This window comes from Stappia albiluteola, from assembly GCF_014050225.1.
Classification (GTDB): domain Bacteria; phylum Pseudomonadota; class Alphaproteobacteria; order Rhizobiales; family Stappiaceae; genus Hongsoonwoonella; species Hongsoonwoonella albiluteola.
Genome location: NZ_JACFXV010000061.1, coordinates 112,062 through 138,114 on the forward strand (window position 1 = coordinate 112,062; position 26,053 = coordinate 138,114).

At 65.1% G+C, this 26,053-nt stretch carries 20 protein-coding genes and 1 tRNA gene; 9 read left to right on the forward strand and 12 right to left on the reverse strand.

Features of this window, described 5'->3' with window-relative positions; genetic code table 11:
- Nucleotides 1-110 precede the first annotated feature (110 nt).
- The 4 genes from H2509_RS14525 to H2509_RS14540 all read right to left on the reverse strand — a co-directional run bounded on the left by H2509_RS14525 (nt 111) and on the right by H2509_RS14540 (nt 2,663).
- Nucleotides 111-566, reverse strand: coding sequence for a hypothetical protein (locus tag H2509_RS14525; RefSeq protein ID WP_182166472.1), 456 nt, complete (start codon nt 564-566; stop codon nt 111-113).
- 359 nt (nt 567-925) lie between these two features.
- A tRNA-His gene (locus tag H2509_RS14530) sits at nt 926-1,002 on the reverse strand.
- Nucleotides 1,003-1,294: 292 nt separating this feature from the next.
- On the reverse strand, nt 1,295-1,795 hold the full coding sequence (locus tag H2509_RS14535; protein ID WP_182166474.1) for a phasin: 501 nt from the start codon (nt 1,793-1,795) through the stop codon (nt 1,295-1,297).
- A 484-nt stretch (nt 1,796-2,279) separates the two neighbouring features.
- A complete protein-coding gene (locus H2509_RS14540) occupies nt 2,280-2,663 on the reverse strand; it encodes a phasin (protein ID WP_182166476.1) in 384 nt (127 codons plus the stop codon).
- 338 nt (nt 2,664-3,001) lie between these two features.
- Between H2509_RS14540 and H2509_RS14545 the strand changes: the two genes are divergently transcribed.
- Nucleotides 3,002-6,388, forward strand: coding sequence for an ATP-binding protein (locus H2509_RS14545; RefSeq protein WP_182166478.1), 3,387 nt, complete (start codon nt 3,002-3,004; stop codon nt 6,386-6,388).
- Between the two features lie 20 nt (nt 6,389-6,408).
- The gene (locus tag H2509_RS14550) at nt 6,409-7,377 is read left to right on the forward strand and encodes a threonine dehydratase (protein ID WP_182166480.1); all 969 of its coding nucleotides are present in this window, start codon (nt 6,409-6,411) and stop codon (nt 7,375-7,377) included.
- On the opposite strand, the gene H2509_RS14555 is transcribed toward H2509_RS14550, so the two are convergent.
- Entirely contained in the window at nt 7,378-8,286 is a 909-nt protein-coding gene (locus H2509_RS14555; RefSeq protein ID WP_182166482.1) for a hypothetical protein, read from the reverse strand.
- Between the two features lie 159 nt (nt 8,287-8,445).
- Nucleotides 8,446-9,999 (reverse strand): bifunctional aminoglycoside phosphotransferase/ATP-binding protein, encoded by a 1,554-nt coding sequence (locus tag H2509_RS14560; protein ID WP_182166484.1) that lies wholly within the window; start codon nt 9,997-9,999, stop codon nt 8,446-8,448.
- Nucleotides 10,000-10,204: 205 nt separating this feature from the next.
- Here H2509_RS14560 and H2509_RS14565 point away from each other — a divergent pair, with 205 nt between their 5' ends.
- The 3 genes from H2509_RS14565 (at nt 10,205) to H2509_RS14575 (ending at nt 13,093) form a co-directional block, all read left to right on the forward strand.
- Entirely contained in the window at nt 10,205-10,585 is a 381-nt protein-coding gene (locus H2509_RS14565) for a hypothetical protein (RefSeq protein ID WP_182166486.1), read from the forward strand.
- A 258-nt stretch (nt 10,586-10,843) separates the two neighbouring features.
- Entirely contained in the window at nt 10,844-11,308 is a 465-nt protein-coding gene (locus H2509_RS14570) for an Hsp20/alpha crystallin family protein (RefSeq protein ID WP_182166488.1), read from the forward strand.
- 93 nt (nt 11,309-11,401) lie between these two features.
- Nucleotides 11,402-13,093, forward strand: coding sequence for a thiamine pyrophosphate-binding protein (locus tag H2509_RS14575; RefSeq protein ID WP_408022680.1), 1,692 nt, complete (start codon nt 11,402-11,404; stop codon nt 13,091-13,093).
- Nucleotides 13,094-13,096: 3 nt separating this feature from the next.
- Here the strand turns inward: H2509_RS14575 and H2509_RS14580 are convergent, their stop codons facing one another.
- Entirely contained in the window at nt 13,097-15,808 is a 2,712-nt protein-coding gene (locus tag H2509_RS14580) for a bifunctional acetate--CoA ligase family protein/GNAT family N-acetyltransferase (protein WP_182166490.1), read from the reverse strand.
- A 126-nt stretch (nt 15,809-15,934) separates the two neighbouring features.
- Nucleotides 15,935-16,762: a universal stress protein gene (locus H2509_RS14585; RefSeq protein WP_182166492.1), complete on the reverse strand. Its 828-nt coding sequence runs from the start codon at nt 16,760-16,762 to the stop codon at nt 15,935-15,937.
- Nucleotides 16,763-17,426: 664 nt separating this feature from the next.
- Between H2509_RS14585 and queF the strand changes: the two genes are divergently transcribed.
- Both queF and H2509_RS14595 read left to right on the forward strand, forming a co-directional pair.
- On the forward strand, nt 17,427-17,879 hold the full coding sequence (gene queF / locus H2509_RS14590; protein ID WP_182166494.1) for a preQ(1) synthase: 453 nt from the start codon (nt 17,427-17,429) through the stop codon (nt 17,877-17,879).
- A gap of 185 nt (nt 17,880-18,064) precedes the next feature.
- Nucleotides 18,065-19,015, forward strand: a complete 951-nt coding sequence (locus H2509_RS14595) for a DMT family transporter (RefSeq protein ID WP_328805084.1) — start codon at nt 18,065-18,067, stop codon at nt 19,013-19,015.
- A 2-nt stretch (nt 19,016-19,017) separates the two neighbouring features.
- Here H2509_RS14595 and H2509_RS14600 read toward each other — a convergent pair whose 3' ends face one another.
- Complete coding sequence (locus H2509_RS14600; RefSeq protein ID WP_182166496.1) at nt 19,018-19,899, reverse strand: LysR family transcriptional regulator; 882 nt, start codon at nt 19,897-19,899, stop codon at nt 19,018-19,020.
- A gap of 198 nt (nt 19,900-20,097) precedes the next feature.
- On the opposite strand from H2509_RS14600, the gene H2509_RS14605 reads away from it, so the two are divergent.
- Nucleotides 20,098-20,409: a DUF1127 domain-containing protein gene (locus H2509_RS14605; protein WP_182166498.1), complete on the forward strand. Its 312-nt coding sequence runs from the start codon at nt 20,098-20,100 to the stop codon at nt 20,407-20,409.
- Nucleotides 20,410-20,762: 353 nt separating this feature from the next.
- Here H2509_RS14605 and H2509_RS14610 read toward each other — a convergent pair whose 3' ends face one another.
- From H2509_RS14610 to H2509_RS14620, 3 genes are all read right to left on the reverse strand, one after another.
- Entirely contained in the window at nt 20,763-21,560 is a 798-nt protein-coding gene (locus H2509_RS14610; RefSeq protein WP_182166500.1) for a DUF937 domain-containing protein, read from the reverse strand.
- 119 nt (nt 21,561-21,679) lie between these two features.
- The gene (locus H2509_RS14615; protein ID WP_182166502.1) at nt 21,680-23,053 is read right to left on the reverse strand and encodes a glutamate--cysteine ligase; all 1,374 of its coding nucleotides are present in this window, start codon (nt 23,051-23,053) and stop codon (nt 21,680-21,682) included.
- Nucleotides 23,054-23,278: 225 nt separating this feature from the next.
- The gene (locus H2509_RS14620) at nt 23,279-24,007 is read right to left on the reverse strand and encodes a 16S rRNA (uracil(1498)-N(3))-methyltransferase (RefSeq protein WP_209001975.1); all 729 of its coding nucleotides are present in this window, start codon (nt 24,005-24,007) and stop codon (nt 23,279-23,281) included.
- Between the two features lie 181 nt (nt 24,008-24,188).
- Between H2509_RS14620 and xseA the strand changes: the two genes are divergently transcribed.
- Nucleotides 24,189-25,757: an exodeoxyribonuclease VII large subunit gene (gene xseA, locus H2509_RS14625; RefSeq protein WP_182166506.1), complete on the forward strand. Its 1,569-nt coding sequence runs from the start codon at nt 24,189-24,191 to the stop codon at nt 25,755-25,757.
- The last annotated feature ends 296 nt before the right edge of the window (nt 25,758-26,053 follow it).

Below are 26,053 nucleotides of genomic sequence, written 5' to 3' on the forward strand. Positions count from 1 at the left end.
CTCGAAGTGATAGGTGTTCACCCGAACGTGTTGCCCCTTAGGTTGTGCAGATTCGATTCGCCTAACGGGCTGAGCGTGAAGTCTTTCTCCGGTTGCGGCGGAGAGTTCCGCTATTCCTCGTTCACGAGATCCCTCACCAGATTCATCAAGGTTCCGACCATTTCGGCGGTGATGTCCGCCCCACCGGGCCATCTTCCCTGTGGATTGTCGATGACGCCTGGACCTAGCCGGAACAGTGCGGCCTTGCCCTGCCGCTCCTTCACGACCAGACCGCGGTCCAGAAAACCGCGCAGCCTCCGTTCGACAGTGGATCGCGAGGCGCCGAGCTTCTCAGTCAGCAGTTCCGCGTCCATAGGTACGTCCCCGAGATCGCCGATCGCGATCAGCACGACCATCACAAGGTCAATCGGGTCCTCCGCGCCGAAGCGCTCCTTTAATTGAAGGGTGAGGTCGTAATAGGCGCCAAGCAGCCGCAGGGCGCGATGACGCGCGCCGGGGCTCTCACCCTGGTAATTCGTAGCCGGCGGCAAACAGCAAACCCCCATCGCCTTAGGGCCTTCAGACATGAAAAGGCCCACACGGCAACCCAGTCTCGCGGAGGAGGGGCGCCGCTCGTTTTCCGGTGCCGAGCTGCTGCCGTTTGAAAGCAAAGCTTCAAACAGCAGGCAATCACTCACACCTTGTAGATCTTTGGCTGGATACCGGCTTGCATTGTTATTTTTCGCCTCCCCGGTTCCGCCTTATAGATCGCGGTTCGCCGACAGACATGCAACCACAGCTTGGCATCTTGGTAAATTCGGAAAAATGACGCTGCGTCAGGGCTGTGGGAGAGGAAAACGGGTGCGATATTCAATCAATTTCCGCGAAAAGTGCGGGCGAAATACCATGAATGATTGTGATCTGTGCGATTGAAAAAATGGCTAAATGGTACAGACGGGTGGATTCGAACCACCGACCTTCGGAGCCACAATCCGACGCTCTAACCAACTGAGCTACGTCTGCCCAAACCTGCGACCCTCAGCATCTGACCATCAGGGAGAGCCCTGAAGGCCGTTTCCGCAAGGCGGGGAGGGGCCGCTGCGCTGTGTGCCGCAAGCCTGCAAGGCATGTTGCACCTACGCGAATGGCGCGGAACCTAAGCGGAAATTCCGCCGATTGCAAGAGGGCTGAACAGTGCGCTTCCGCGCTCATCCACAGCGAGGGCGCGACGCACGAAATTGGGCCCTCATAAACGAAAACCCGGACCGACGACGGCCCGGGTTCTCTTAGATATTCATGCCTTCGGGCGGCCGGTTCAGGCGGCTTTGAAAGCGGAGAAGGACTTTTCGAACGCGGCCTTGACCGGCTCGCCGACTTCGGTCGCGACCTTCACGGAAAAATCCTGCAGGTCCTTGACCTGGCCGGAAACCGCGTCGAACTGGCTGCGGGCGAAGGAGGACTGCAGTTCGATCACTTCGGCCACCGTCTTGGCGCCGAGCACGTCCTTCATGAACTTGAAGGTAGCATCGGTGTTCGCCTTGGCGGCGTCGAGAGCCTTGAACTGGAAGTCGAGTGCGCCCTGACGGGTGCTTTCGAAAGTGTCCTCCAGGAGGTCGGTGGCGTCTTCCGCAACCGTCTTCACCTTTGCGTAGGCGTCACGAGCCTGCTCGATGCTCTTTTCCGCCATTTCACGGGCGGCGGCGGGCACTTCAAGATTCGGCATGGAAAAAGCCTCGAAATTCGGGAAAGCGGCCTTGGCGGCAGCGGATTTGGTCGACTTGGCGCGCGGCGCCTTGGCAACGGTCGTCTCGGTCATGTTTCAGTCTCCTTGATCAGCCGGCATCCGAGCCGGTGGCGATCGACGGTCGAATATTTTCGGTTTCGAAGCGGAGGTAGGCCGCATGGCTTTAAGGGAGCCTGTTGCGCTCAGCCGCCGCCGTGATCCGTGAGCAGAATATAGGCGAAGGCATTGTGCATTGCAACATCTTTTTGCACTGCAGCATAGCGCTGGTGTTGAATTTACGTAAGGTCATTGAAAGGGGCGGATAATAAACGATGCCAGAAGCATGCAGCCCGTGAACTGGCCGATAGAATGCGGAGCTGGATTATCGAGCGCAGTCTAACGCATCTCGATCACGGGCGCATCTGCGTAAATATGACGTAGCGTCACAAAATGTCCGGCGGCCAGGAGCGACGAAGGACGGCGGCGGCATGCGTGGGCCGCGCGGTTCCGGGCGCCGGCCGCCTCTCTTTCTATGACGAAGGCCGGCGCTCCTTTGGAACCTGGAGGTCGTGCCGCGTCAGTCCTTCACCGCCTTGGCGGCGTCCTGGGCGGTCCTGCTCGCCTTGTCGGAAATCTCGCGCGCCTGTTCTCCGAGGGCTTCCATCTGCTTGCGCAGATATTCCTGCTGCAGGTTCATGATCTGCTGCACATCATCGGCGCGAACGAGTTTCTGCGCGAATTCGAAGGCGGAGTTCATATGCTCCTCGGCATATTGCAGAGCCTTGCGGTTGATGTCGGAGGTGCCGGTCTGCATCGCGTTGGCAGAGCCTTCGACATTGGACATGGCCTTCTGCGTCGCCGACATGAAGTCGTCGAAAGCCTTCTTCGCCTGATCCATGCTTTTGTCGGCGAAGTCACGCATCTGCTCCGGAATCTCGAAGCCGGTCTTCTTGTCCGCCATGATGATGAATCTCCCTGTCTGTCGTCGGCTGCCGCGCGCAACGCAGCATCACCGCCGGGCGCCTGCGGCCAGCCTATTTTCCCAAGGAAAGAGCATGCGCGACGAGGCCACATATTTCAACCGGATAGCGGAAAGAAGGCCATTAACCACATTGCAAGACAAGACCGGCACAGCAGGGAGGGCGACATGGACGATTCCGTTCGGACAGGATATTTACTGATTGTTTACCGACAATGGCCCTGCGGCTGGCTTGCGTAACACTCCGGTACTTGCCGAAAGGGCCGGATTTGCCGGAACAAGAGGCGCGGACTGAAAGCGGAGACGGAGTTGGAGTGCCCATGGACAGTCTGACGCGCGGCTATCTTGCCTTAAGCGGACTTGCCGCGGCGAATTCCCTGCTCGGCGATCCGCGGCCCGCCTGGATCTGGGCGGGCGACGGCCAGTCGATCCTGTGGGCCAATGCGGCAGGTGCCGCGTTTTTCGGCGTGGAAGCGCTGGAAGACCTTGCCGCGATCAGCGGGCTTGCCCGCGCGCCGGCGCGTCCGCATATCGCACGCATCGCCCAGTCCGGGTCCGCCGACCGCGATACCATCGACAGGCTGCGCTTCTATCGGGGGCTCAGGGTGCTGATCCTGACCTGCCTGTGCCGGAGGCTGATCCTTCCGGACGGGATGAAGGGCGCGCTGATCGTGGCGACCGACATGCCGCGCACCGGGCAGGAGCCGGCCCCGCTCGATGCTCTCTGCCGTTTCGTCGCCGGGCGGACAAATACCGCCTGGCGCATCGGTCCTGGCGGAACCGCGCTTGGCAGCCATGGCCCTCTGGATCTTCCGGATCGCGAAGAGATCGCCAGCCTTTCGGCATCCGGCAAGCGGTCGCCCGTATTCGGGACGCTGCCCGTCGCCGATGGACGTCATGAAGCGGCGCTTGTCGCGCTCGACGAGGGCGAGAGCCTGCTCGTCGTTTCCGGCAACGCGGCTAAAGACGAAACCCATCCGAGCGAACCGGCTTTCAAGCCCGCGCCGCAACAGCCGGTGGACGAGCCGCAAACCCTTGCGGGCGAACCGGACGCGGAGGATGCGGCCGAAGAAAAGCACGTCGAGGATGAGGCGGAATTCGCGCGCCTGACGGAGGAAGTTGGTGGCGAGGCGCCGGCGGAGCCCGAACGGGCGTCCGGAACGGCAGGGGATGACGGAGAGATCATCGCGCCGCCGCATTCCGATTTCGAGTTCGAGGCGGCCGGGCGGCCGGTGCGTTTTGCCTGGAAGATGGATATCGACCGCCGCTTTACCTTCCTGTCGCCGGAGTTCGAACAGGTGATGGGGCCTGCCGCCGCAGATATCGTCGGCGAGACATGGAGCGACGTCGCCCGGCGTTTCGGCCTGGACGAGGACGGCAGGATCGCCTCGGCTCTCGGCCGCCGCGACACCTGGAGCGGACGGACGGTGAACTGGCCGGTTACGGGCAAGGCGCTGCGCGTGCCGGTCGACATGGCGGCCCTGCCGGCCTTCGACCGCCGCCGGGTCTTCGAGGGGTTCCGGGGCTTCGGCGTCTGCCGCGCAGCCGATGCCTTCCCCGATCCGGAAGGTGAGGTGGTGGCCGTCGAGCACTTCAACGCACCCGCTGCCGAACCGGACGAGGCGACGGAGCCGGTGGAGGCCGGGGAAATCGCCGAGGCCCGCTCGGGCACCGACGAGCCGGCGGCGGAAGCTGTGACAGAGGTCGAGGAGGCGACCGGGATCGGCAAGGCATTTGCCGAGACGGCCGAGGAGCCGACAGTCGAAGAGCAGGCCGCCGAGGCCGGGGCGCCTGACGAGGGCGTGGAAGTCGGCGAGCCTTTCGAGGAAGCTGCCGATCAGGCTGCATCGATTGCGGAGGACGCCGAGGCCTCCCGCCTGTCACGGCCGGAGCGGGAGGCCTTCCGCAAGATCGCCGAGGCGCTGGGCGGCAATTCGGTGGAGGACGCCGCGGCTGCGCCGGACACAGAGAAGGTCGTGCCTGAACCCGAAGGCGAGGCGGACGAGGCCGAAAGTCCGAAGGATATCGAAGCTGCCGACAGCAAGGTGACGCAGCTTTTTGCCGGCAAGCGGGCCCGCGGCGCCGCGCCGGAACCCGTGGCGGAGCCGGCCGTGCTGGAAGGCGGTGCGGAACTGGAGGCCTATGACGAGGCAGCGCGCCGGGCGAGGCAGCCCGACGCAGCGGCCCGCAAGTCCGGGCCTCCGACCGCGATCGAGCCGGCCATTCTCGACCGGCTGCCGATCGGGGTTGCCATCATCCGAGATCCGGACCTGCTTTATGCCAACGATACGCTGATCGACCTGCTCGGCTATGAGGATATCGCCGAGTTGCGCGCCGCCGGCGGCCTGGATGCGGTGTTCGGCGAACCCGAGGAATGGCCGAGCGCCAATGGCGATCCGGTGGAGGTGGAGCGGACCATGCGCGTGCGCCTCGCCGGCGGAGGCCTGAGGCCGGTGAAGGCGCGTCTCCATGCCGTTCCCTGGAACGGCGGGCGGGCGCTGATGATCTCCTTCCTCGACCGGCACGACCCGATCCATGAGGCGGCGGTCGACAGTCTGCATGTGGCGCAGACCGCGCTCGGCGAGGCGGAAGAGCAGATCGCCGAACTCGACGCGGTGCTGGAGACGGCGACCGACGGAGTTCTGGTGCTGGACGACAAGGGCACGATCCTGAAGGTCAATCGTTCGGCGGAAGCGCTTTTTTCCTCCGCCCGCGAGGAAATGGTCGGCGCGCCGCTCGCCCATTATCTCGCGCCGGAAAGCCACCGCAGCGCCGCCGACTATCTGGAAGGCCTCGCCCGCAACGGCGTGGCCAGCGTGCTGAACGACGGCCGCGAGGTGATCGGCCGGGTGCGCTCGGGCGGCCTCATTCCGCTGTTCATGACGATAGGCCGGGTCGGCAGCGATCCGGACGCGCCGAAATTCTGCGCGGTGCTGCGCGACATCACCCAATGGAAGACGGCGGAAGAGGAACTGACCCACGCCAAGAAGCAGGCGGAGACGGCCAGCTCGCAGAAATCGGATTTCCTCGCCAAGATCAGTCACGAGATCCGCACGCCGCTCAACGCCATCATCGGCTTTTCGGAAGTCATGATGGAGGAGCGCTTCGGGCCGATCGGCAACGATCGCTACAAGGAATACCTGCGCGACATCCACAAGTCGGGCTCGCACCTGATGAGCCTCATCAACGACCTGCTGGATCTCTCCAAGATCGAGGCGGGCAAGCTCGACCTCACCTTCGAGGCGGTTTCCGCCAACGACATTATCCGCGAATGCGTGGCGCTGATGCAGCCGCAGGCGAACCGCGACCGGGTCATCATCCGCGCCAGCCTGCCGGCATCGGTGCCAAATATCGTCGCCGATGGCCGGTCCGTGCGCCAGATCGTGCTGAACCTCCTGTCCAATGCCATCAAGTTCAACCAGCCGGGCGGTCAGGTGATCGTCTCCTCGGCGCTGGAGGATTCGGGCGAGGTGGTGCTGCGCGTGCGCGACACGGGCGTCGGCATGAGCGCCAAGGACCTGCAGGCCGCGATGGAGCCGTTCCGCCAGCTTCACACCTCGCGCCACGGCGGCGGTACCGGTCTCGGCCTGCCGCTGACGAAGGCGCTGGTCGAGGCGAACCGCGCGAGCTTCCGCATCGATTCGGAGCCCAACCACGGTACGCTGATCGAGATCACCTTCCCGCCGCAACGAGTGCTTGCCGAATAACCACGAAAACCGGGACGAAGATGCTGACACTCGCCGCCATGGAAGACGCCGCAAGGATCGTCTACGGGACCATGAAACCGACGCCGCAATATGCCTGGCCGCTGCTTGGCGAGGCCGTCGGCCGGCCGGTCTGGGTGAAGCACGAGAACCATACGCCGACCGGCGCGTTCAAGGTGCGCGGCGGGCTCGTCTACCTGCAGAATGTCGCCCAGCACAGCCCGAGCGGCACCGGCATCATTTCGGCAACGCGCGGCAATCACGGCCAGAGCCTTGCCTATGCCGCGCGCCGCTTCGGCCTTGGTTGCACCATCGTGGTGCCGCACGGCAATTCGCGCGAGAAGAACGCGGCGATGAAGGCGTTCGGGGCGAGGCTCGTCGAGCACGGGCGGGACTTCGACGAGGCCAAGGCCCATGCGGCGGAGCTGGCGGATGCCGAGGGCCTGCTCTTCGTGCCGAGCTTCCATGCCGACCTCGTGCGCGGCGTGGCAACCTATGCGCTGGAGTTCCTGCGTGCGGTGCCCGATCTCGACGTGATCTACGTGCCGATCGGGCTGGGGTCGGGGCTGTGCGGCGTCATCTCGGCCCGCGACGCGCTGGGCCTTCCCACCAGGGTGATCGGTGTCGTCTCGGAAAAGGCGGATGCCTATGCCCGCGCCTTCGAGGCCGGCAGCTACCGGGAGACGGACAGCGCCAACACCTTCGCCGACGGCATGGCGGTACGCTGCCCGTCCGAGGAGGCGCTCGCTGTGATCCGCGCCGGGGTGGAGGACATCGTGCGCGTCAGTGAGAAGGAGATCGCAGAGGCGATGCGGCTTTATTTCCGCGCCACCCACACGGTCGCCGAAGGGGCGGGTGCTGCCGCTCTCGCCGCGCTGATCGCCGACCGAAAGCGCGGATCGACGCCGGGCGTCATCCTGACCGGCCAGAATGTCGACATGGACGTCTTCGCCGAAGTGCTGCAGGGCGGCACGCCGGCGGTCGGCGAATGATCAGAAGCCATAGCCCGCGTCGAGCAGGAAGGACATCAGCGCTTCCGGATAGCCGACCGTGACCATACGGTTCGTCGGGCAGTCGCCGGGAAAGGGCTGGCCAGGGCACATCTCGAAGCCGGCATCAAGCTTGGGATCGTAGGCCGCGAGCATTTCCGACCAGGCCTGGGCACCCTTGCCGACAAGCGCCGACTGGGCGACATAGCCGGCGAAGAAGCCGGGCGAGAATGCGTCATCCGCCGCCTGTTCGCGCCACTCCCTGAGCTGCGCCAGCCATGCCGCCTGTGCCTTCGCGAAACGGGCTTCGCGGGAGACGTCGCGGATCGTGCCCTGATGCAGGGCGAAGATCTGCTGCGGCGCGGCGCTGCAGGCATAACAGTCGAAGGCATAGAGAAAGCGCTGGTCCGGCGCGGCAACTTCCGCGAGGCCGTCGCCGTCGATATCCTCCGGATGCAGCCCGTCGCCGTCGAAGGCGCCGAGGTCGACAGCCTGCCAGCGGCCGTCGGCCAGCTTCGTCACCGCATATGCCTGGGTGCAGCAATGGGCGCCGCCGGAATAGCTGGTGAAGAAGATTTCGGGCGTATCGTTGCTGGCGTCCATCTCAATGAAGCGGGCGCTGCCTTGCGGGACGCCGAAGCCATCCGGTGTGCCGAACAGCGAGACCACGGGCCTGCCGTCTTGAAGAAGGGTCAGGTGTGGCGCGTCCTCGCCATATTCCGGTTCCTTCGCCATTTCGAGGCGGAGCGTCAGGCCTTTCAGCGCGACCTCGCCGGCGGGCAGGCCAGATTGCAGAGCAATCGAGGGCATGGCGCCTTGCGCGCCAAGGGGCGCGACATCGGCCAGGACAGCAAATGCGAGAATGAGTGGCAGCAGCCCGAGGCCGAATATGCGGGTGAGCCGGTGGCGCATGGAGAGAATCCCGATTTTCGGCACAAGTTTAGGCCCAGCCGGCAGCGGTGTCATTGTCTGGTTTGACGAGGCGGCCATTGGACGGCGGCAACGGACGCTAACGGGATGCGCGGCTAGGGGCTCCAACCCGGTTGGGAAAACGCGGTCGTGATGAGCGCCTCACTGGCAAATGCCGAGAGCCGCGCGCAGGCCGGACTGCACCATGTCGATCGAGGTCGAAGCGTCGAACACCCGCCAGTTGACGGGTCCGATATCGAGGCTTTCCTGGAAGGTTACGACGGTTCGATCGGCGTCCGAGGCGTCGGCGTGGCGGGTGGATACCCGGTCGACCTTGGCCTCGTGCGAAGCTTCCAGCCAGATACCCTCGAACCGGACCTCGACGCGGCTTGCCACGGCCTCGATCGCCTCGCGCTCGGAGAAGCGGGCAAAGACGGCATCGACAATGACACTGTGGCCGGCAGCCAGAACACGGTCGGCCGCCTGGTAGAGTGCGTCATAGACGCGGGCGCTCGCCTCCGGCGTATAGGCTTCCTTGGGCGCGGGAGCGGTTTCGGGGATGCCGAGAAGCTTCTTGCGCAGGGTGTCCGTGCGCAGGATCAGCGCGCCGGGGGCATGGCCGAGGCCTGCGGCCAGAAGCCGGGCCTGCGTGGTCTTGCCGGTGCCCGACAGGCCGCCGATCGCCACGAGCCTCGGGGTTTCCGGCTCGAGAAAGCGTTCCGCCCAGTCGAAATAGCGGGCGACCGCCGTCGCCGTCTTCGGACGGTCCGCCGCCGACTGGTGCGGAAGGGCGGCGGCGGTGACCTTGGCGCGGATCGCCGCGCGCATCATCAGGAAGAAGGGCAGGGCCGCCAGGGCGTCATGGTCGCTGCCGTCGGCGGCCAGCTCGAAATACCGGTTGAAGACGCGATTTGCGGCTGTGTACTCGCCGCGCTCCCAAAGATCCATCAGCAGAAAGGCGAGATCGTAGAGAACGTCGCCGGTGGCGATCGTCTCGTCGAACTCGATGGCGTCGAAAAGCATCGGGCGATTGTCGATCAATACGATGTTGCCGAGATGGGCGTCGCCATGTGCCAGGCGGATGCGGCCCTGCCGACCACGCGCCTGAAGCAGGTCGGCGAGGCGGTGGAGCGTGGCGCGCGCTTCCTGTGTCAGTTCGCGGGCGCGGCGGAAGGGAAAATGCTCGCTGTCGGCGCGAAAGGCCTGATCGTTCTGTTCGATATAGCGGCCGAGATCCTCGATCCAGGCCGCGGCGTCACGGATTTCGGCCTTGCCGTGGGCCTCCGCCATCATCGAGGCCAGCTGCACGGCAAGCTCGCTATCGATACCGTTGCGTTCGGCGACGAGGTCGAGCCGCGCTTCGTCCGCGAAGCGGCGCATCACCACGAGCCAGTCGACCGGTTCTCCCTTGCCGTCAATCTCCAGTCGCCCGGCCCTGCCGCGCGTCACCGGCCGGGCGCTGAGATAGAGGTCGGGCGCGAAGAGCGTGTTGCGCTCGACCTCGCGCCGGCACATGGCGCGGCGAAGCGTCGGCGTCGAATAGTCGAGGAAGGGAAACCTGACGGCGCGCTTCAGCTTGTAGGCACGATCGCCGGCGAGAAAAACGATCGCGGCGTGGGTGTCGAAGCGGCTCACCGTCTTGCCGCCATGGCTTGCCGGATTGGCGAGAAACTCGATCACTTCGGCCTGCGAGGGGCTTTCTCCGGAATGGGGCATGCTGTCTCACCCTGGCTGAGCCGCTGCATCTTACGCTTTCGGGCCGGCGGTTGGCAGTGCGGATTGCCGCAGCTTCGCCGCGTCCCGCGGGAAAAGGCGTTCGCGCCCCGACGTATAGAGCATGTGTTTGATATCGATCATTGTTGTATGATGGAGCGCGGCGCATTCAAGGTGGATGGACGGCAACTTTAGGAGGAAGCCCTCAATGAACGCGCATCTGGGCCTGAAAAAAATCAGACTGAATCTTGCCCGGACAAAGGAATTTCCGAACGGCTCCGCGCATCATGGCTACGAGTTTTCCGCTCCGCTGGACGCGAGCGGCCATATCGACGCCGCCGTCTGGAGAAAGGTACGCGATCATTGCCGGGTGCGCCGGTTCTGGGGGGACGAGGAGGAGGATATCGGCCATCTGGTGCACCGGCCGGGCGGCGGTTGGGCCTTCCACTACGACATCGACGGCGACGAGGACGACGAAGCCGGCTATCGCTTCGGCGCCCATCCTTTCCGTCCGGGCGAATATGTGTCTATCCGCGACGAGGACGGCGACATGCACACGTTCCAGGTGGTGACCGTCCAGGACGCGTGACAGCGCCGGCAGGCCGGCGCGGAAAGTTGACCTTGATCAAGGCCCGCGCCGGGCAGCGGACTATCATTCCACACCGGACGGGAGGCGTGGTCACGACGCGGGGAAATACTCCGCCGGTCGCTCCTGCCGCGTCTCCGGACGTTCGTCGCAAGAGCGCTTTCGTGATGAGAAAGCGCTCCAGGATCAATGCTTTGAGCATATCCTTATCGCCAAATCCGATTCAGATTTGGCGGTATATGCCTTGGAGGAGCATGTCCGATGAAGTCGCTGCTGCCATCCCTGTGGGATGAGAAATCCGATCCCTTCGCCAATCTCGGCCAGGACCTCAACCGGGTCTTTGCCGATTTCTCCAAGCGCTTTCCCGCCTTCGGCGGCTCGGGGGAAGGGACTTTCCCGGCGCTCGACGTGAACGAGACCGACCGCGGGCTCGAGATCAGCGTCGAGGTTCCCGGCGTTTCCGAGAAGGATATCGACGTCTCGGTGGTCGGGCGGATGCTGACCGTCAAGGGCGAGAAGCGGGCCTCCAAGGAGGTGAGCGAAGAAAACCGCCATGTGAGCGAGCGCTCCTACGGTGCGTTCCGCCGGACGCTCACGCTGCCGTTCGAGCCGGATCCGGCGAAGGTCGAGGCGCATATGGACAATGGCGTGCTGACAATTTCCCTGCCGAAGCCGCCCGAGGAAGTCCGAAAGACGGCGAAGATCGAGGTCAAGCGCAAGGCCTGAGACCGGGACGGCGCCGGTCATTCCAAAACGGAATGGGATAGGGACGGTCGCGCTTTTGCGCGGCCGTTTCCGTTATGCCTATATGGGCGCCACATGCGGCGGGAACAGCGGAAGGTCATGGGCGAGATGGCGGTTGCGGCGAAGACGGGTGGCGCGCTCCTGGTAGAGGCGCTGGAACGGCACGGGGCGGAGCGGATCTTCTGCGTGCCCGGCGAAAGCTATCTCGCGGTTCTCGACGCCCTGCACGACGCGAGGATTCCCGTAACCGTCTGCCGCCAGGAAGGCGGGGCGGCGATCATGGCGGAGGCCTGGGGCAAGATGACGGGCAAGCCCGGCATCTGCATGGTGACGCGCGGACCGGGCGCGACCAATGCCTCGGCCGGCGTGCATATCGCCCAGCAGGATTCCACGCCAATGATCCTGTTTATCGGCCAGATCGAACGCGGTATGCGCGGCCGCGACGCCTTCCAGGAAGTCGACTACGTGCAGATGTTCGGCTCGATCGCCAAATGGGTGGCGGAGATTGAGGATGCGGACCGGGTGCCGGAGATGATCCAGCGCGCCTGCCACGTCGCGACCTCCGGCCGTCCGGGGCCGGTAGTGCTTGCCCTGCCTGAGGACATGCTGGTGGCGGAGGCGGTCGCGCCGCAGCCGGAACCCTTTCAGGTCGTGGAGAGCTATCCGGGGCCTGCGCAGATGGCGGAACTTGGAGAATTGCTGGCGGGCGCGAGGAACCCGGTCGCCATCCTCGGCGGCAGCCGCTGGGATGAAGAAGCGCGCGACTCCTTCATGCGTTTTGCCGAACGCTACCAGCTGCCGGTCGGCTGTTCCTTCCGCCGCCAGATGCTTTTCGACAATCTCCATCCAAACTATGCGGGCGATGTCGGCATCGGCATCAATCCGGCGCTGAAGGAGCGCATCGAGGCGGCCGACCTGGTGCTGCTCGTTGGCGGCAGGCTGTCGGAAATGCCGAGCCAGTCCTACACGATGCTCGACGTGCCGCAGCCGGGCCAGAAGCTTGTCCACGTGCACCCCGGCGCGGAGGAACTGGGCCGCGTCTATCGCCCGGTGCTGGCGATCAACGCCTCGCCGAAAGCCTTCGCGGGAATGCTCGACGGTCTCGCGGCACCGCAGAGCGTTGCCTGGGCGGGCGCGGCCGAGGAGGCGCACAAAGCCTACCTCGCCTGGTCGGGTGCCAGGCCGCGCGTGCCGGGCAGGCTGCAGATGGCCGATGTGATGGCCTGGATCGAGGACAATCTGCCCGACGATGCGATCTACACCAACGGCGCGGGCAATTACGCCACTTGGCTGCATCGGTTCCACCGCTTCCGCCGCTACATGACGCAGCTGGCGCCCACCAGCGGCTCGATGGGCTACGGCCTGCCGGCGGCGGTGGCGGCGAAGCTCAGGTTTCCGGAAAGGACCGTCGTTGCCTTTGCGGGCGACGGCTGCATGCAGATGACGATGCAGGAATTCGGAACGGCGATGCAGGATGGCGCGGCGGTGATCGTGCTCGTCGTCGACAACGGCATGTACGGCACGATCCGCATGCATCAGGAGCGCACCTATCCGGGCCGGGTTTCGGCGACGACGATCGTCAACCCAGATTTTGCCGCGCTGGCGCGCGCCTACGGCGGCCACGGCGAGACGGTGGAGACGGCCGAGGAGTTCGGCGACGCCTTCCGCCGGGCCGAGGCGAGCGGCAAGCCGGCGATCCTGCATCTGAAGCTCGATCCGGAAGCGATCACCCCCGCCCGCAGCCTGTCGCAGATCCGGGCGGGCTGATCCTCACAGCTTGCCGTGCGCGTCCGCGACCGGGAGCGTCACTTCGGCGATGGCATCGTCATCGGGCGACGGGTGGATGCGGAAGCCGAGCGCCTCGCACATGGCGAGCATGCCGGAATTCTCCTTCAGCACCTCGCCCTTGATTGTCTCTATGCCGTCGGCGGCGGCATAGCGGATGATGAGCTGCATCAAGGCCCAGCCGAGGCCCTGACCCTTCATTGCCGAGCGCACGATGATCGCGTATTCGCCGGTGCGGTGATCGGGATCGGCATGCAGGCGCACGACCCCCTGGATCTGGCCGCTTCGCGGATCGAGCGCAGCGAAGGCCATGGCGCGGGCATAGTCGAGCTGCACGAGGCGGGCGATGAAGGTGTGGCTGAATTCCTTGACTGGAGCGAAGAAACGCAGCCTGAGATCTTCCGGCGAAAGCGCGTCGAAGAAGTCCTGATAGAGCGCTTCGTCCTCCGGGCGCACGGGTCGCACGAATACCGTCCTGCCGCCTTTCAGCGTCAGCGTTTCCTCCCATTCCTTGGGATAGGGGGCGATGGCAAGCCGCGACGTGCCGTGCCGGCCGCGCCGGCGGGACACCGCGCCGAGCCGGATACGGGCATCCAGGGTCTCAACGCCGCCAGCGTCGACGATCAGCGGGTTTATGTCGAATTCGCGGATTTCCGGGATGTCGACGGCGATTTGCGACAGTTTCACCAGGGTGAGCGCCATCGCATGCCGGTTCGCGGCCGGACGGTCGCGGAAACCGGCAAGCAGGCGGTCGATCCGCGTGCGGGATATCTGCGCCTCGGCCAGTTTCAGGTCGAGCGGCGGGAGTTCTATGGCGAGATCGGAGACAATCTCGACCGCCGTGCCGCCATGGCCGAACAGGATCGCCGGGCCGAAGGCGGGGTCGTCGGCGAGGCCGACGAAGACCTCCGCCGAATGGGGGTGGGACTTCATCGGTTGCAGCACGACGCCGGTGATGCCCGCTTCCGGGTGGCTTTTCGAAAGGCGCTCCATCAGCGAACGGGCGGCCTCCCTTGCCTGTTCAGGCGAGGCGATATCGAGCACGACGCCGCCGACATCGGATTTGAAGGTGATTTGCGGCGAGGCGATCTTGAGGACGAGACGGTCGGTCCGCTCCAGCATTTCCGCGGCAACTTGCGCGGCCTGTTCAGGCGTGGCGGCAAGCCGCGTCTCGACCCTCGGGATCGCGTAGGCGTCGAGGATTCGGCAGGTCTCGCCGGGGCCGAGCCATTCGCGGCCTTCCTTCATTGCGGCGGCAACGATGGCGCGCGCCGCTTCGGTATCGGGCGAGAAATCCGCCGGCAGGCTCGGCGGCGCGGCCATCAGGAAGGTCTTTGCCTCCATGTAGTGGGCAAGGTGCATGAAGCTGCGCACGGCGTCGGCCGAACTGGCATGGCAGGGAATGCGCGCCTCGTCGAGAGGCGCGCGCGGCAGCGGACTGCCGGCCGCAAGGGCGACGAGCAGCGCCTTGCGCCGGGAAGGAGGTGCCGCATCCGCCGCATGTCCGCGGGCGATCGCCTCGGCCGTTGCGGCAAGCGGCGCGAAGGCGGACGGGGCGGCGACTACCATGACGCCGTCCGAAGACGGGTCGGCCATGAGGATGGAGACCGCCTTTTCGAAGGTCTCGGGCGCGGCGTGCTCGCCGAGAATGAGGGGATTGGCGCGCGGCGCGTTGCCGCGCAGGAGTGGGGCGATGGCCGATAGCGTTTCCTCCGCAACTGCCGCCAACTCGCCGCCCTGTGCGGCCAGTTGGTCGGCGGCGATCGTGGCAAGGCTGCCACCGGTGGCGAGGATCGCGAGGCGCTGGCCGTTGACCGCCTTCAGGCGAGTGACGGTTTCGGCGGCCTCGAACATCTCGTCGAGATCGTCGACGCGCAGGATGCCGGAGCGCTGCAGGGCCGCGTTGAAGACGGCGTCAGGCGCCGCCAGCCGGCCGGAATGGGTCACACCGTCGCCGCGTCGGTCGCGGCTGCGGCCGGAGCGCATCACAATGACCGGCTTCGTGCGGGCGCAGGCACGCGCCGCCGAGAGGAATTTGCGCGGGTTGGCGATGGTTTCCAGATGCACGAGCACGGCGCGGGTGCGGTAGTCGAGGGCGAACCAGTCCAGCAGGTCGCCGACATCGACATCGGTGCGCTGGCCGAGCGAGGCGACACCGGAAAAGCCGACCCGGTTGGCGGCAGCCCAGGAGAGCGTTGCGTTGAGGACAGCGCTCGAACGGGCAATCAGCGCTAGGTCGCCGGACGCAGCAGGCGTTGCCGCGATATGCGCCGCAAGCCCGGCATGGGGAGCGGCAAGGCCGAGGCTGCCGGGCCCGAGAAGGCGCAAAGTGTGCGCTTTTGCCGCCTGCAGCGTGCGGGCGACCAGATCCTCCGGCCAGGCCTCGAAGCCGGTTGACAACGCGATCGCCGCACGGGCGCCGCGTGCGCCCGCTTCGGCGATGAGGGCGGGAGCATCCTGCTGCGCGCCGATCAGGATCAGCAGGTCGGCGGCCACATCGAGATCGGCAAGGCGTCGTTTGGTGCGGAACCCTTCGGCCACGTCCTTACCGCAGCCGATGACGGTCATCCGGCCCTTGAAACCGCCTCCGGATAGCTGACGCAGCAGAACGTCCAGGCAGGCACGGCTGCCTTGCGGCGGGCCGACAATGGCGACGGAGGAGGGGGTGAAGAGGCCCTCCAGATTGCGGATCGTCACGGGTAGACCTCGTTGTCGGCGCAGCCCGCAAAAGCACGGCGCGGCATGTTATCCCGAAGCGTTTCCCGTCGTCTTGCCATTGTTGGACCGGGCGGCATCGCGCGTCGCCCGGTCGGTCTTGGTCGTTCAGTGCGCCATCAGGATCGGCACGGTCATGGAGGCGAGGATCTCGCGGGTCGCACCGCCGAAAAGGAACTCGCGCATACGCGAATGGCCGTAGCCGCCCATTGCCACCATGTCGACGCCATGATCGGAGACGTAGTTCAGGATCGCATCCGCAATGCCCGAGGTCGGGCGCGGCACCACGTCGATGGTGACGTTGAGGCCGTGACGGGCGAGATAGGTGGCGATATCCGCGCCCGGTTCGCCGTACCGCACCTTGCCGGTCTCGACGAGCATCACCGTGACCTTGTCGGCCATGGCGAGGATGGGCAGGGCGGCATGGACGGCGCGGCTGGCGGTCGGACTGCCGTCCCAAGCAACCATGGCGTTCTTCAGCTTCATCCCGCCATTGATGTAGGGAACGACGAGCACGGGCACGCCGGATTCAAACAGCACCGCCTCGATGAGCATTTCGCGCATCGGCTCGGGCTCGTCCGGATTGTCCTGGCCGATCACCACCAGATCGGTGAAGCGGCAATGGGTGATGACCGGCTCGGCCGTGCCGCCGGTGATCATCTCCGCCGTGCGCACTTCGGAATTCACTCCGGCCTTGCGGGCCATGTCGGTGAACTTGCGGCCCGCTTCGGCCGCCGCCTTCAGGGCCGAGTCGCGTGCAATCTCGATATAGTCGGCCGGCATGGGCGCCGCGATGAAACCGGGCACGACCGGCTCGAAGGCGATGGACAGGCCCGTCACATGGGCGTTGGTACGCCCGGCAAGATCAAGCGCAACCCGCGCTGCCTTCTGACTGCCGGCGAGATCGACTACAGTCAGGATATCCTTGATCGCCATTTCTTCCCTCCTTCCGATCACGGAACGCGTCACTGCCGGGAACTTTCTCGGCCAGTTGCATAGAGACTAGCGCTCTCGCGACAAGGCGACTTTGACCGGCGTCAATCCATTGACGGGAGGCCGAAAAATCGGATCAAGTCCGACGAAGATGAGAGGAAAGGCGGTGCGTCCTTCCGGCGACAGAATTTGCTGGCAGGGCTTGCCCATACTCCGCCGTCATCCCGGCCCGCATGCGCGCAAGCGCATTGCGAGAGCCGGGAACCAGATATCAGTCGCGCGCGAGCGCATCGTTGCTTGAATAGAGTGCGGGCGTTGCCCGCGACGATTTCTGGATACCGGATCGGCGGTCAGCTTCGCTTCCATTGTCCGGTATGACGTTGGAGTGTGCGGCTGCTTTTCTGCCGTTACCCCCCGGTTCGTCATACGCGGGCCTGACCCGCGTATCCAAGCGGCGTTTCCCCTGGCGCCGACTGCCCATGGATCGCCGGATCGGGCCTGGCGAAGACGAGCGGAGATGCGGCGAGCGGCCTCTTTTTCGGTGCACAGCAAAGCGTGATTTCCCCAAGCCCCGATTGGGTCTAAAAGACGGCGAGCCACCGGAAACATCCGGAGAGGCGGGATATGAAGCGCGCCGGACTGTCTAGCCGGCTGCCTGGAGCAGAAAATGACCGAAAACGAGCTGATGCTCGGCCGCGTGGTGGAAACTCCGGCCGATCCCGAAACCGCGCCGCTCGACCGAGTGCCGAATCCGCATCCCGACGTGAATTATGTCACGCGTTTCGTGGTGCCGGAATTTACGTCCCTTTGCCCCGTGACGGGACAGCCGGACTTCGCCCATATCGTCATAGACTATGTGGCCGACAAATGGCTGATCGAGTCCAAGTCGCTGAAACTCTTCATGCATTCCTTCCGCAATCACGGTGCCTTTCACGAGGGCTGCACGGTGATGGTCGGCAGGCGTCTGGTGGAGCGTCTGGAACCGCGCTGGCTCAGGGTCGGCGGCTACTGGTATCCGCGCGGCGGCATTCCCATCGACGTCTTCTGGCAGACCGGCACGCCGCCGGAAGGCGTGTGGCTGCCCGATCAGGGCGTGCCGTCCTATCGGGGCCGGGGATAAGCCAACCTGGATTCGCTGCTGCGGATGCTCGGAGAATGGATCAACGATCGTGATGGTATTCAGCAGAAACAATCATTTGTCTGAATGCGTCGCATTGCTGATACTCCGCGCGCCTGCTCGCGTATCCGCAGCCGCCTGACGGCATTGCCGGAGCGGGCGCCCAACCTTTCTGAAAGGCCGGAACAGTGACGATTGCGCAAAAGACTGCCGGGCGGCTGGATCTCGGGGATGAGGGGCTTTCGCTCTTCGACTTCGGCCTTTACGGGCTCACGGTCATCGTCTGGGGTTTTTCCTGGTACGCCCTGAAGCTGCAGGTGGGCACCGTATCGCCGGAGGTCTCGGTCTTTTGGCGTTTCGTGCTGGCGGCAGTCGTCATGATGGGCTTCGCCCGCTTCAAGGGAGCGCGGCTTTCCTTTCCGCTGTCCACCCATCTGCGGTTCGCCGCGATGGGGGCACTGATCTTCTCCACCAACTTCGTGCTGTTCTACTACGGCGCCACCTATGTGCCGTCCGGCCTGTTGTCGGTGGTGTTCTCGCTGGCCTCGATCTTCAACCTGCTGCTCGCCTTCGCGATCTTCCGCCAGAAGATCAGCCGGCGCGTGCTGATCGGCGGCCTGCTCGGCTTCACGGGCGTGGCGCTGCTGTTCCGGCCACAGATCTTCGCCAATGCGGCAGGCTTCGACGCCGGCGCCATCGTCGGTCTCGGCTTCTGCGTCGCCGGTACGCTATCCTTCTGCCTTGGCAACATGGTGTCCGCGTCCAGCCAGAAGGCGGGCATCTCGGTTCTTTCCGCCAATGCCTGGGGCATGGTCTACGGCGCGACGCTGCTTGGGTTGTTCGCCGCGATCAAGGGCGACAGTTTTGCCATCGAATGGACGACAAGCTATCTCAGCGCGCTGGTCTACCTTGCGATCTTCGCCTCGGTGGTCGCCTTCGCCTGTTACCTGACGCTGCTGGGACGCATCGGTTCGGCGCGCGCCGGCTATTCGACGGTGATGTTTCCCGTCGTCGCCCTGCTGGTCTCGACCGCTCTGGAAGGCTTCGTCTGGACGCCGGATGTGCTTGCCGGACTGGCGGCGGTGCTGGCCGGCAACCTTTTCGTCCTGACAGGCAACAGGGCGGCGGTCCGTCGCTGAGCTTATTCGGCGGCCATCATCATCGAGACGTTGCCGATCGCCGCGTGAATGTGGGAGCACAGCGCGTCATGCACTGCGTCATTGGCGTGGGTGGCGCGCAGGATTGTGATCTCGCAGGGCGGAAGCTCGGGAAACCCGTCCGTCTCGCCCAGAATGCGAAAGCCGGGCCGGATCGCGCTTTCGGGCAGCACCGCAATGGCAAGGCCCGCCTGCACGGCGCTCGTCAGCGCGGCGGCGCTCGACGAGGAGTAGGAGATCGCGTAGGGCCTGTTGACGCGGTCGAGCGCGGCGACCGCGGCCGCCCGCCACGAGCAGGTCGTCGGCCCAAGGGCCAGGCGCAGCACATCCTCGCAGTGGAGGCAGCGGTCGGCGGCAGAAACCCAGTGAAGCTGCTCGCGCCGCAGCAACTCGCCGCGCATGTTGACGCAGTCGCCTGAGGTGACGATGGCGATATCCAGATCGCCGCTTTCGATCAGGCCGCCGGTGATGACGGAGCCCTGGCACTGGACGGAAATCTCGATCGCCGGATTGAGGCGGGCGAAAGCGGCGAGAACCTGAGGCAGCAGGCGTTCGGCATAGTCGTCCGGCAGGCCAAGGCGTACGCGGCCGACCATTTCCGGCTCGGCGAAGGCGGCGACCGTCTCGTCATTGAGGCGGATCATGCGCTGGGCATATTCAAGCAGCCGGTGGCCGTCTTCCGTCAGGCGGGACTGGCGGCCGTCCTTGACGAAGATCGGCCGATCGAGGCGTTCCTCCAGTCGGCGCATCTGCATGGAGACTGCGGACTGGGTCTTGTGCACGGCATCGGCCGCCTTGGTGAAGCTGCCGAGTTCGGCGATCGCCAGGAAGGTCCTGAGCTGGTCGATGTCGAGCGCATACGCCATGGAACTGTCTCCAAGCAAGACTAACGTCGAGGGAGAAAACATATCATCATAATCGATGGGTTTCCATTCAAATCATTCGTTTGAATGATTGATTGCCGAATGACATATTCCTCCCATGCACGAAAGCAAGGGGCTTCATCTCGAAGCGCCTTCGCCACGGACAAGCACTTGCTTGCCTCCGAACGGGAGACCTGTGCCATGACGACGATACTGCATCATTCGACCATCCGGCCTGCCCGGACCTCGCTCGTCAGCCTTTCCACGAGCGCCTTCGCGGCCATGGGCCGTGCAATCGCAAACGCTTGGAAAGCACAGCGTAACCGTCGGGAAATCAGGCAGTTGCTCGAATTCGACGACCACATGCTCGCCGATATCGGGCTCAGCCGCTCCGACGTCGTATTCGCTGTCCTGAGCGACCGTTTCGACGATCCGAGCGGGCGCCTGGTGCGCACGCGCAATGAAGCGCGTGACGCGGCCAGGACCGCGCGTCCGTATCGCAGGACGCGCTGAGTCCTTCCTTTCGCAGCCCTGTCGGCACCCTCGCCGACGCCAAGGTCGTAAACTCGCAAATGCGACGACAACGGCAGCTGAAACGGCGATGAGATGCAAGGAGAAGCGCGCCGTGCGGGTCTACCACCCGCTCAAGCGGTTCGACGCGGCGAGATCGAAGCCGTTTCGCTGTCCGGAGGATATGGCCGATTTGCCCGGCTACTACGTCGCGAAAGCTTGAAAACCAGCCGGGTTACAGAGCTTTCGCTCCTCGTATCCAGCCAAATCGGCTCATACCGTTGCCGCCGCATTTGTGAGTTTACGACCTGACTGCCCGCCTCATCCGAGGCGGGCTTTTTTTATATGTGGGGCATTCAGCCGCGCGAGTTCTGCTCGAACAGGTTTTCGAAGGTGCGGATCTGGCTTTCCTGGATGTCGCGTCCGAGCGCAAGCCAGGCATCGGCAAGGCTCGCTTCGCCGGTGCGGTCATTCGCCTCGGGTTCCGGTGGCGCAGCCTCTGACGCCTCGGAAGATGCGGCTTCCTCGGGTGCGGCTTCCTCGGTCGCATCGTCGGCGTCCTCGACCTCGACCTCCTGTTCGGGCGCAGGTTTTGCCATTGCTTCCTGGAAGGACCCGACGGCGCGGAAATAGCCATCCCAGAACGACTGCACGGCTTCGGTATAGGGCGCCATCACCTCGGCGGGCGTGGGAACCGGCTTCGGCCTGCCGCGGGCATAGCCTGCGAGGAAGGCGTCCAGCATGTCGCGCGCGGGGCCGGAAACGAATTGCCGGGCGAAGTTGCCGATCGTCAGCGTCGCGACCACCGGCATCATGGTCTCGATGCCGCCCGGATTGAGGCCAGTGGACTGGGCGATGCGCTCGACGATGGCGCGCTGGACGCTTTCCGGGCCGAAGAAGAGGGCCAGCGGCTCGCCGAACATGCTTTCGGGGGAGGGGGCCGACCGCGCGGCCGCAGGGCCTGGCATCATGGCCAGCAGGCTCTGCATTCCTGCAGGCGTGGAACTGTTGTAGCGCAGCCCCGCAAGGGCGGCCGACATCAGCGCTTCGGATGCTTTCAGTAGATCCGACTTGCCCCAGCCGAACTGTTCGCGCATCAGTGCGGCGAGCGCTTCGGGATCGAAAGCGAGAGGAATTCCTTGCGCGTCGGACATTGCAGCCGGTCCTTGTTGCAATGCCACATCATCGACGCATCGCCGATTGCGGTCAAATGGGAAGTGGAATGCGAAAACGGCCACCCGATATCGGGTGGCCGCGGGTCGGTTTCGCGAGATCAGTAGGCGAAGTCGCGGAAGGCCTTGCTGACGTCGCCGCCCCATTCGCCGTGATAGAGATCCAGCATCTGGTCGGCGGGCGACTTGCCGGTCGCGACGGTCTCCTCGACGGCAGCAAGATGAATGCGCTCGTCCTCGCCGGCGTCGTTCAGCCGGGCGCGGCGCTTCAGGCCTTCGCGAGACAATTCCAGCGTATGGCGGGCAATGTCCAGCACAGTGCCTTTGCGGAATGGCGTCTGCAGCGCCAGCTTCGGCACGCCGTCGCGAAGCGCGACGCGCTCTTCCTCGCTCCAGTCCTTCACCAACTGCCAGGCCTGGTCCATGATGCTGTCGTCGTAAAGCAGGCCGACCCAGTAGGCGGGCAGGGCGCAAATCCGCCGCCAGGGACCGCCGTCGGCGCCGCGCATCTCGATATAGCGTTTCAGCCGGACATCCGGGAACACCGTGGAGAGGTGGTTGTTCCAGTCGCCGAGCGTCGGACGGGCGTCGGGCACCCGGCCTTCCAGAGCGCCGTTCATGAACTGGGCGAAGGTGACGTCGGTCGCGTCGTAATAGGTATCGCCGCGTTTGACGAAATACATCGGCACGTCCACGGCCCAGCGGACGTAGGACTCAAAGCCGAAACCCGGATCGAAGGCGATCGGCAGAGGGCCGGAGCGCTGGTTGTCCGTGTCGCGCCAGATCTCGGCGCGGAAGGACTTGAAGCCGTTCGGCTTGCCTTCGGTGAAGGGCGAGTTGGCGAAGATTGCGGTCGCGATCGGCTGCAGGGCCAGGCCGATACGCATCTTCTTCGCCATGTCGGCTTCGCTGGCGAAGTCGAGATTCACCTGGATCGTCGAGGTACGGTACATCATGTCGAGGCCAAGCGAGCCGACCTTCGGCATGTAGCGCGTCATGATCTGGTAGCGCTGCTTCGGCATCGCCGGCACCTGCTCGCGTGTCCAGGTCGGCGTCATGCCGAGACCGAGGAAGCCGACGCCGAGCGGCTGCGCCACCTCGCGCACCTGCGCCAGGTGGGCGTTGGTCTCGCGGCAGGTCTGGTGGAGATTGTCGAGCGGGGCGCCCGACAGTTCGAACTGGCCGCCGGGCTCGATGGAGATCGCTCCGCCGCCGACCGGATCGGCGAGGCCGATGATGTTGCCGTTGTCGGAGATCGGCTCCCAGCCCAGAAGGCCTTCCATGCCGTCCAGCACGGCCTTGACGCCGTGCTCGCCCCCGTAGGGAATGGGGCTCAGGTCGGAAAGGTTGAAGCCGAACTTCTCATGCTCGGTGCCGATGCGGAACGATTCGGCCGGCTTGCAGCCGGCTTCCAGCGTTGCCGCGAGTTGGGAATACCCCTCGATAGGGGTGGAATCGACGGTGTCGCGGGCCATGCCGTGTCCTTTGGATCAACCTGCGTGCCGATGACCTGTATCGCTACAGACGTGCGCAGAAGGGTTGACCGGTATGAAATGCCCCTGATGCGCCCGGCAAATACGCATGCTCCGCCGAACGCGCCGGGGCGCGTTGGCGGGAAACATACTCAGCAGGCAGCCGCCGTACAAACCGGAAATTTTGTTCCTGAGTTCCATTGCTTCGCCGCAAGGGGCGGGAGCGACCTAAACCCAGTCTCCGAGCACCGCCTGCACCACCGAAAGTACCGCAACGGCCGCCGTGTCGGCGCGCAGTACCCGCGGGCCGAGCGGTATCGGCCGCACGAAAGGCTGGCGGCGCAAATAGGCCCGCTCTTCCTGCGAAAAACCGCCTTCGGGGCCGACAAGCACCGCAAGGGGGCCGCGCTCGATCCCACTTAATGCCTGAAGCGGGTTCTGGCTCTCCTCGCCCTCGTCGCAAAAAAGCAACAGGCGGCCGGGATCGGTGACGTCCCAGCCCTCGATCAGGCGGGCAAGCGGCAGGGGTTCGTGCACGGAGGGAACCGCGACGACGCCGCATTGCTCGCAGGCCTCGATGACATTGGCTTCCATGCGTTCGAGATTGAGCCGGGTCACCTGCGTGTGCTGGGTCAGAACCGGGCGCAGGCGGGCCGCCCCCATCTCCACTGCCTTCTGCACCATGTAGTCGAGGCGGGCCTGCTTCAGCGGCGCGAAGAGATAGTCGATATCGGTTGGCGCGACCTGCTCGCGCGTCTTTTCCTCAAGCGCAATGCGGCAGGCGCGCCGGCCTTCCACCTCGAGGCTCGCGAGCCACTCGCCGTCGCGGCCGTTGAAGACCAGGATGCGGTCGCCGCTCGCCATGCGCAGCACGTTGACGAGATAGTTGGCCTGGGCCCGGTCCGCTTCGATCCGGGCGCCTTCGGCGAGGATCTGGCGCAGGAACAGGCGCTGCATTCTGAAATTCGATCTGGGCATGCGGTGACCCTAACGCAAGGAATTGCCGGGGGGAATCCGTCGAGGCGAAACTCCACCGCCGATTTGATGGGTATGGCCTCTGCTCCGCCTTGACCTGGGCAGCCCGGTCATGTCCCTTGGAGCAAACGTACGTTCCTGAATCTCGCCGCGGAAACAGCCCTTGTCCGACACGAGCAATATTGCCGAATTTTCCGTCTCCGAGATTTCCGGCGCCATCAAGCGCACCATGGAAGAGACCTTCGGTTATGTCCGGGTGCGCGGTGAATTGGGCCGGATTTCGCGGCCCGGTTCCGGCCACGTCTATCTCGACCTCAAGGACGACAGGTCGGTGCTGGCGGCGGTGATCTGGAAGGGCACGGCGTCGCGGCTGAAGATCCAGCCCGAGCAGGGGCTTGAAGTGATCGCCACCGGCAAGATCACCACGTTCCCGGGTCAATCCAAATACCAGATGGTGATCGAGGCGCTGGAGCCGGCAGGCGTCGGCGCGCTGATGGCACTCCTTGAGGAGCGCAAGCGCAAGCTTGCCGCCGAGGGCCTGTTCGCCACGGAGCGCAAGCGGCCGCTGCCCAGATTGCCGCGCGTCATCGGCGTCGTCACCTCGCCGACCGGGGCGGTGATCCGCGACATCCTGCACCGCATATCCGACCGTTTTCCGCTGCATGTCCTCGTCTGGCCGGTGAGGGTGCAGGGCGAAACCTGTGCGACGGAGGTGGCGAACGGCATTCGCGGTTTCAATGCCCTTGCTCCCGGCGGCCCGATCCCGCGTCCGGATCTCCTTATCGTGGCGCGCGGCGGCGGCAGCCTGGAAGATCTGTGGGGCTTCAATGAGGAAGTCGTGGTGCGCGCGGCCGCAGCCTCCGATATTCCGCTGATTTCGGCCGTCGGCCACGAAACCGACTGGACGCTGATCGATCTTGCCGCCGACCTGCGCGCCCCGACGCCGACGGGCGCCGCCGAAATTGCCGTACCCGTAAAGGCCGAATTGCTGGCGTCTGTCGACGACCTGACCCGGCGGCTGACCTCCGGATTGCTGCGTCTCGTCGCGAGCCGGCGCACCGAACTCCGCGCCGCTGGTGCCGCATTGCCATCGCCGCGCGACCTGCTCGCTTTGCCGCGCCAACGGCTCGATACGGCTGGCGAGCGGTTGAGGCCTGCCTTGAGGGCGACGCTGCGCGACCGGCAGGGCAGGCTGCTGACGGCGGCGGCGAAGCTTTCGCCACAAACGCTGGCGCGGACCCTGCGCCACGCGCGCGAGAGCCTTGTGGCGATCGGCGGGCGAAAGGCGCGCGCGCTTCACGTTGGCGTCGAGAGGCGGCGGCAATCCTTCGATGCGACGGCAAGGCGATTGTCGCCGGAGCGGCTTGGCGACCGTATAACGCTGTCGCGCGAGCGGCTGGACGGGCTGTCCGGCCGCTTCGACCGCGCCTTTGGTGAACGGATCAAGGCGGAACGTCGGCAATTGGGGGGGCTGGAGAAGCTGCTTGACTCGCTTTCCTATCGCAACGTGCTGGCGCGCGGTTATGCGCTGGTGCGCGACGAGGCGGGCCAGCCGCTGCGTTCGGCGACCGGCGTGACGCCAGGCACCGCGCTTTCCATCGAGTTTGGCGACGAAAGCCGGCTTGCGGCTGTCGTGGCGGGCGGCGAGGGGGAGCCTGAGGTGCCGCCGCAGCGCAAGGCCAGGCCCGCGAAGGAGCGTCCGCCAGCCGCCAAGCAGGGCTCGCTGTTTTGAGAGGCAGTAACTTCTGTAAGGGGGGCAACGAGGGGCGGGCGTTGCCCGCGCTGATCTCTGGATCCCGTGTCATCGCTCGGCTGCGCCTCACTTGCCCGGTATGACGTCGGAGTGTGTGGCTGCCTATCTGCCGCAACCTCTCGGCTCGTCATACGCGGGCTCGACCCGCGTATCCATGCGGCAGCACCCCTCTCTCCAACCCTTTCGCGAAAACTAATCCCCGCCCTCCGGCGCACGCTTATCCTTGTCCCATCGCCCGGCTGCTCGTGGGACCGTGATCGGACCGACCGTTCATG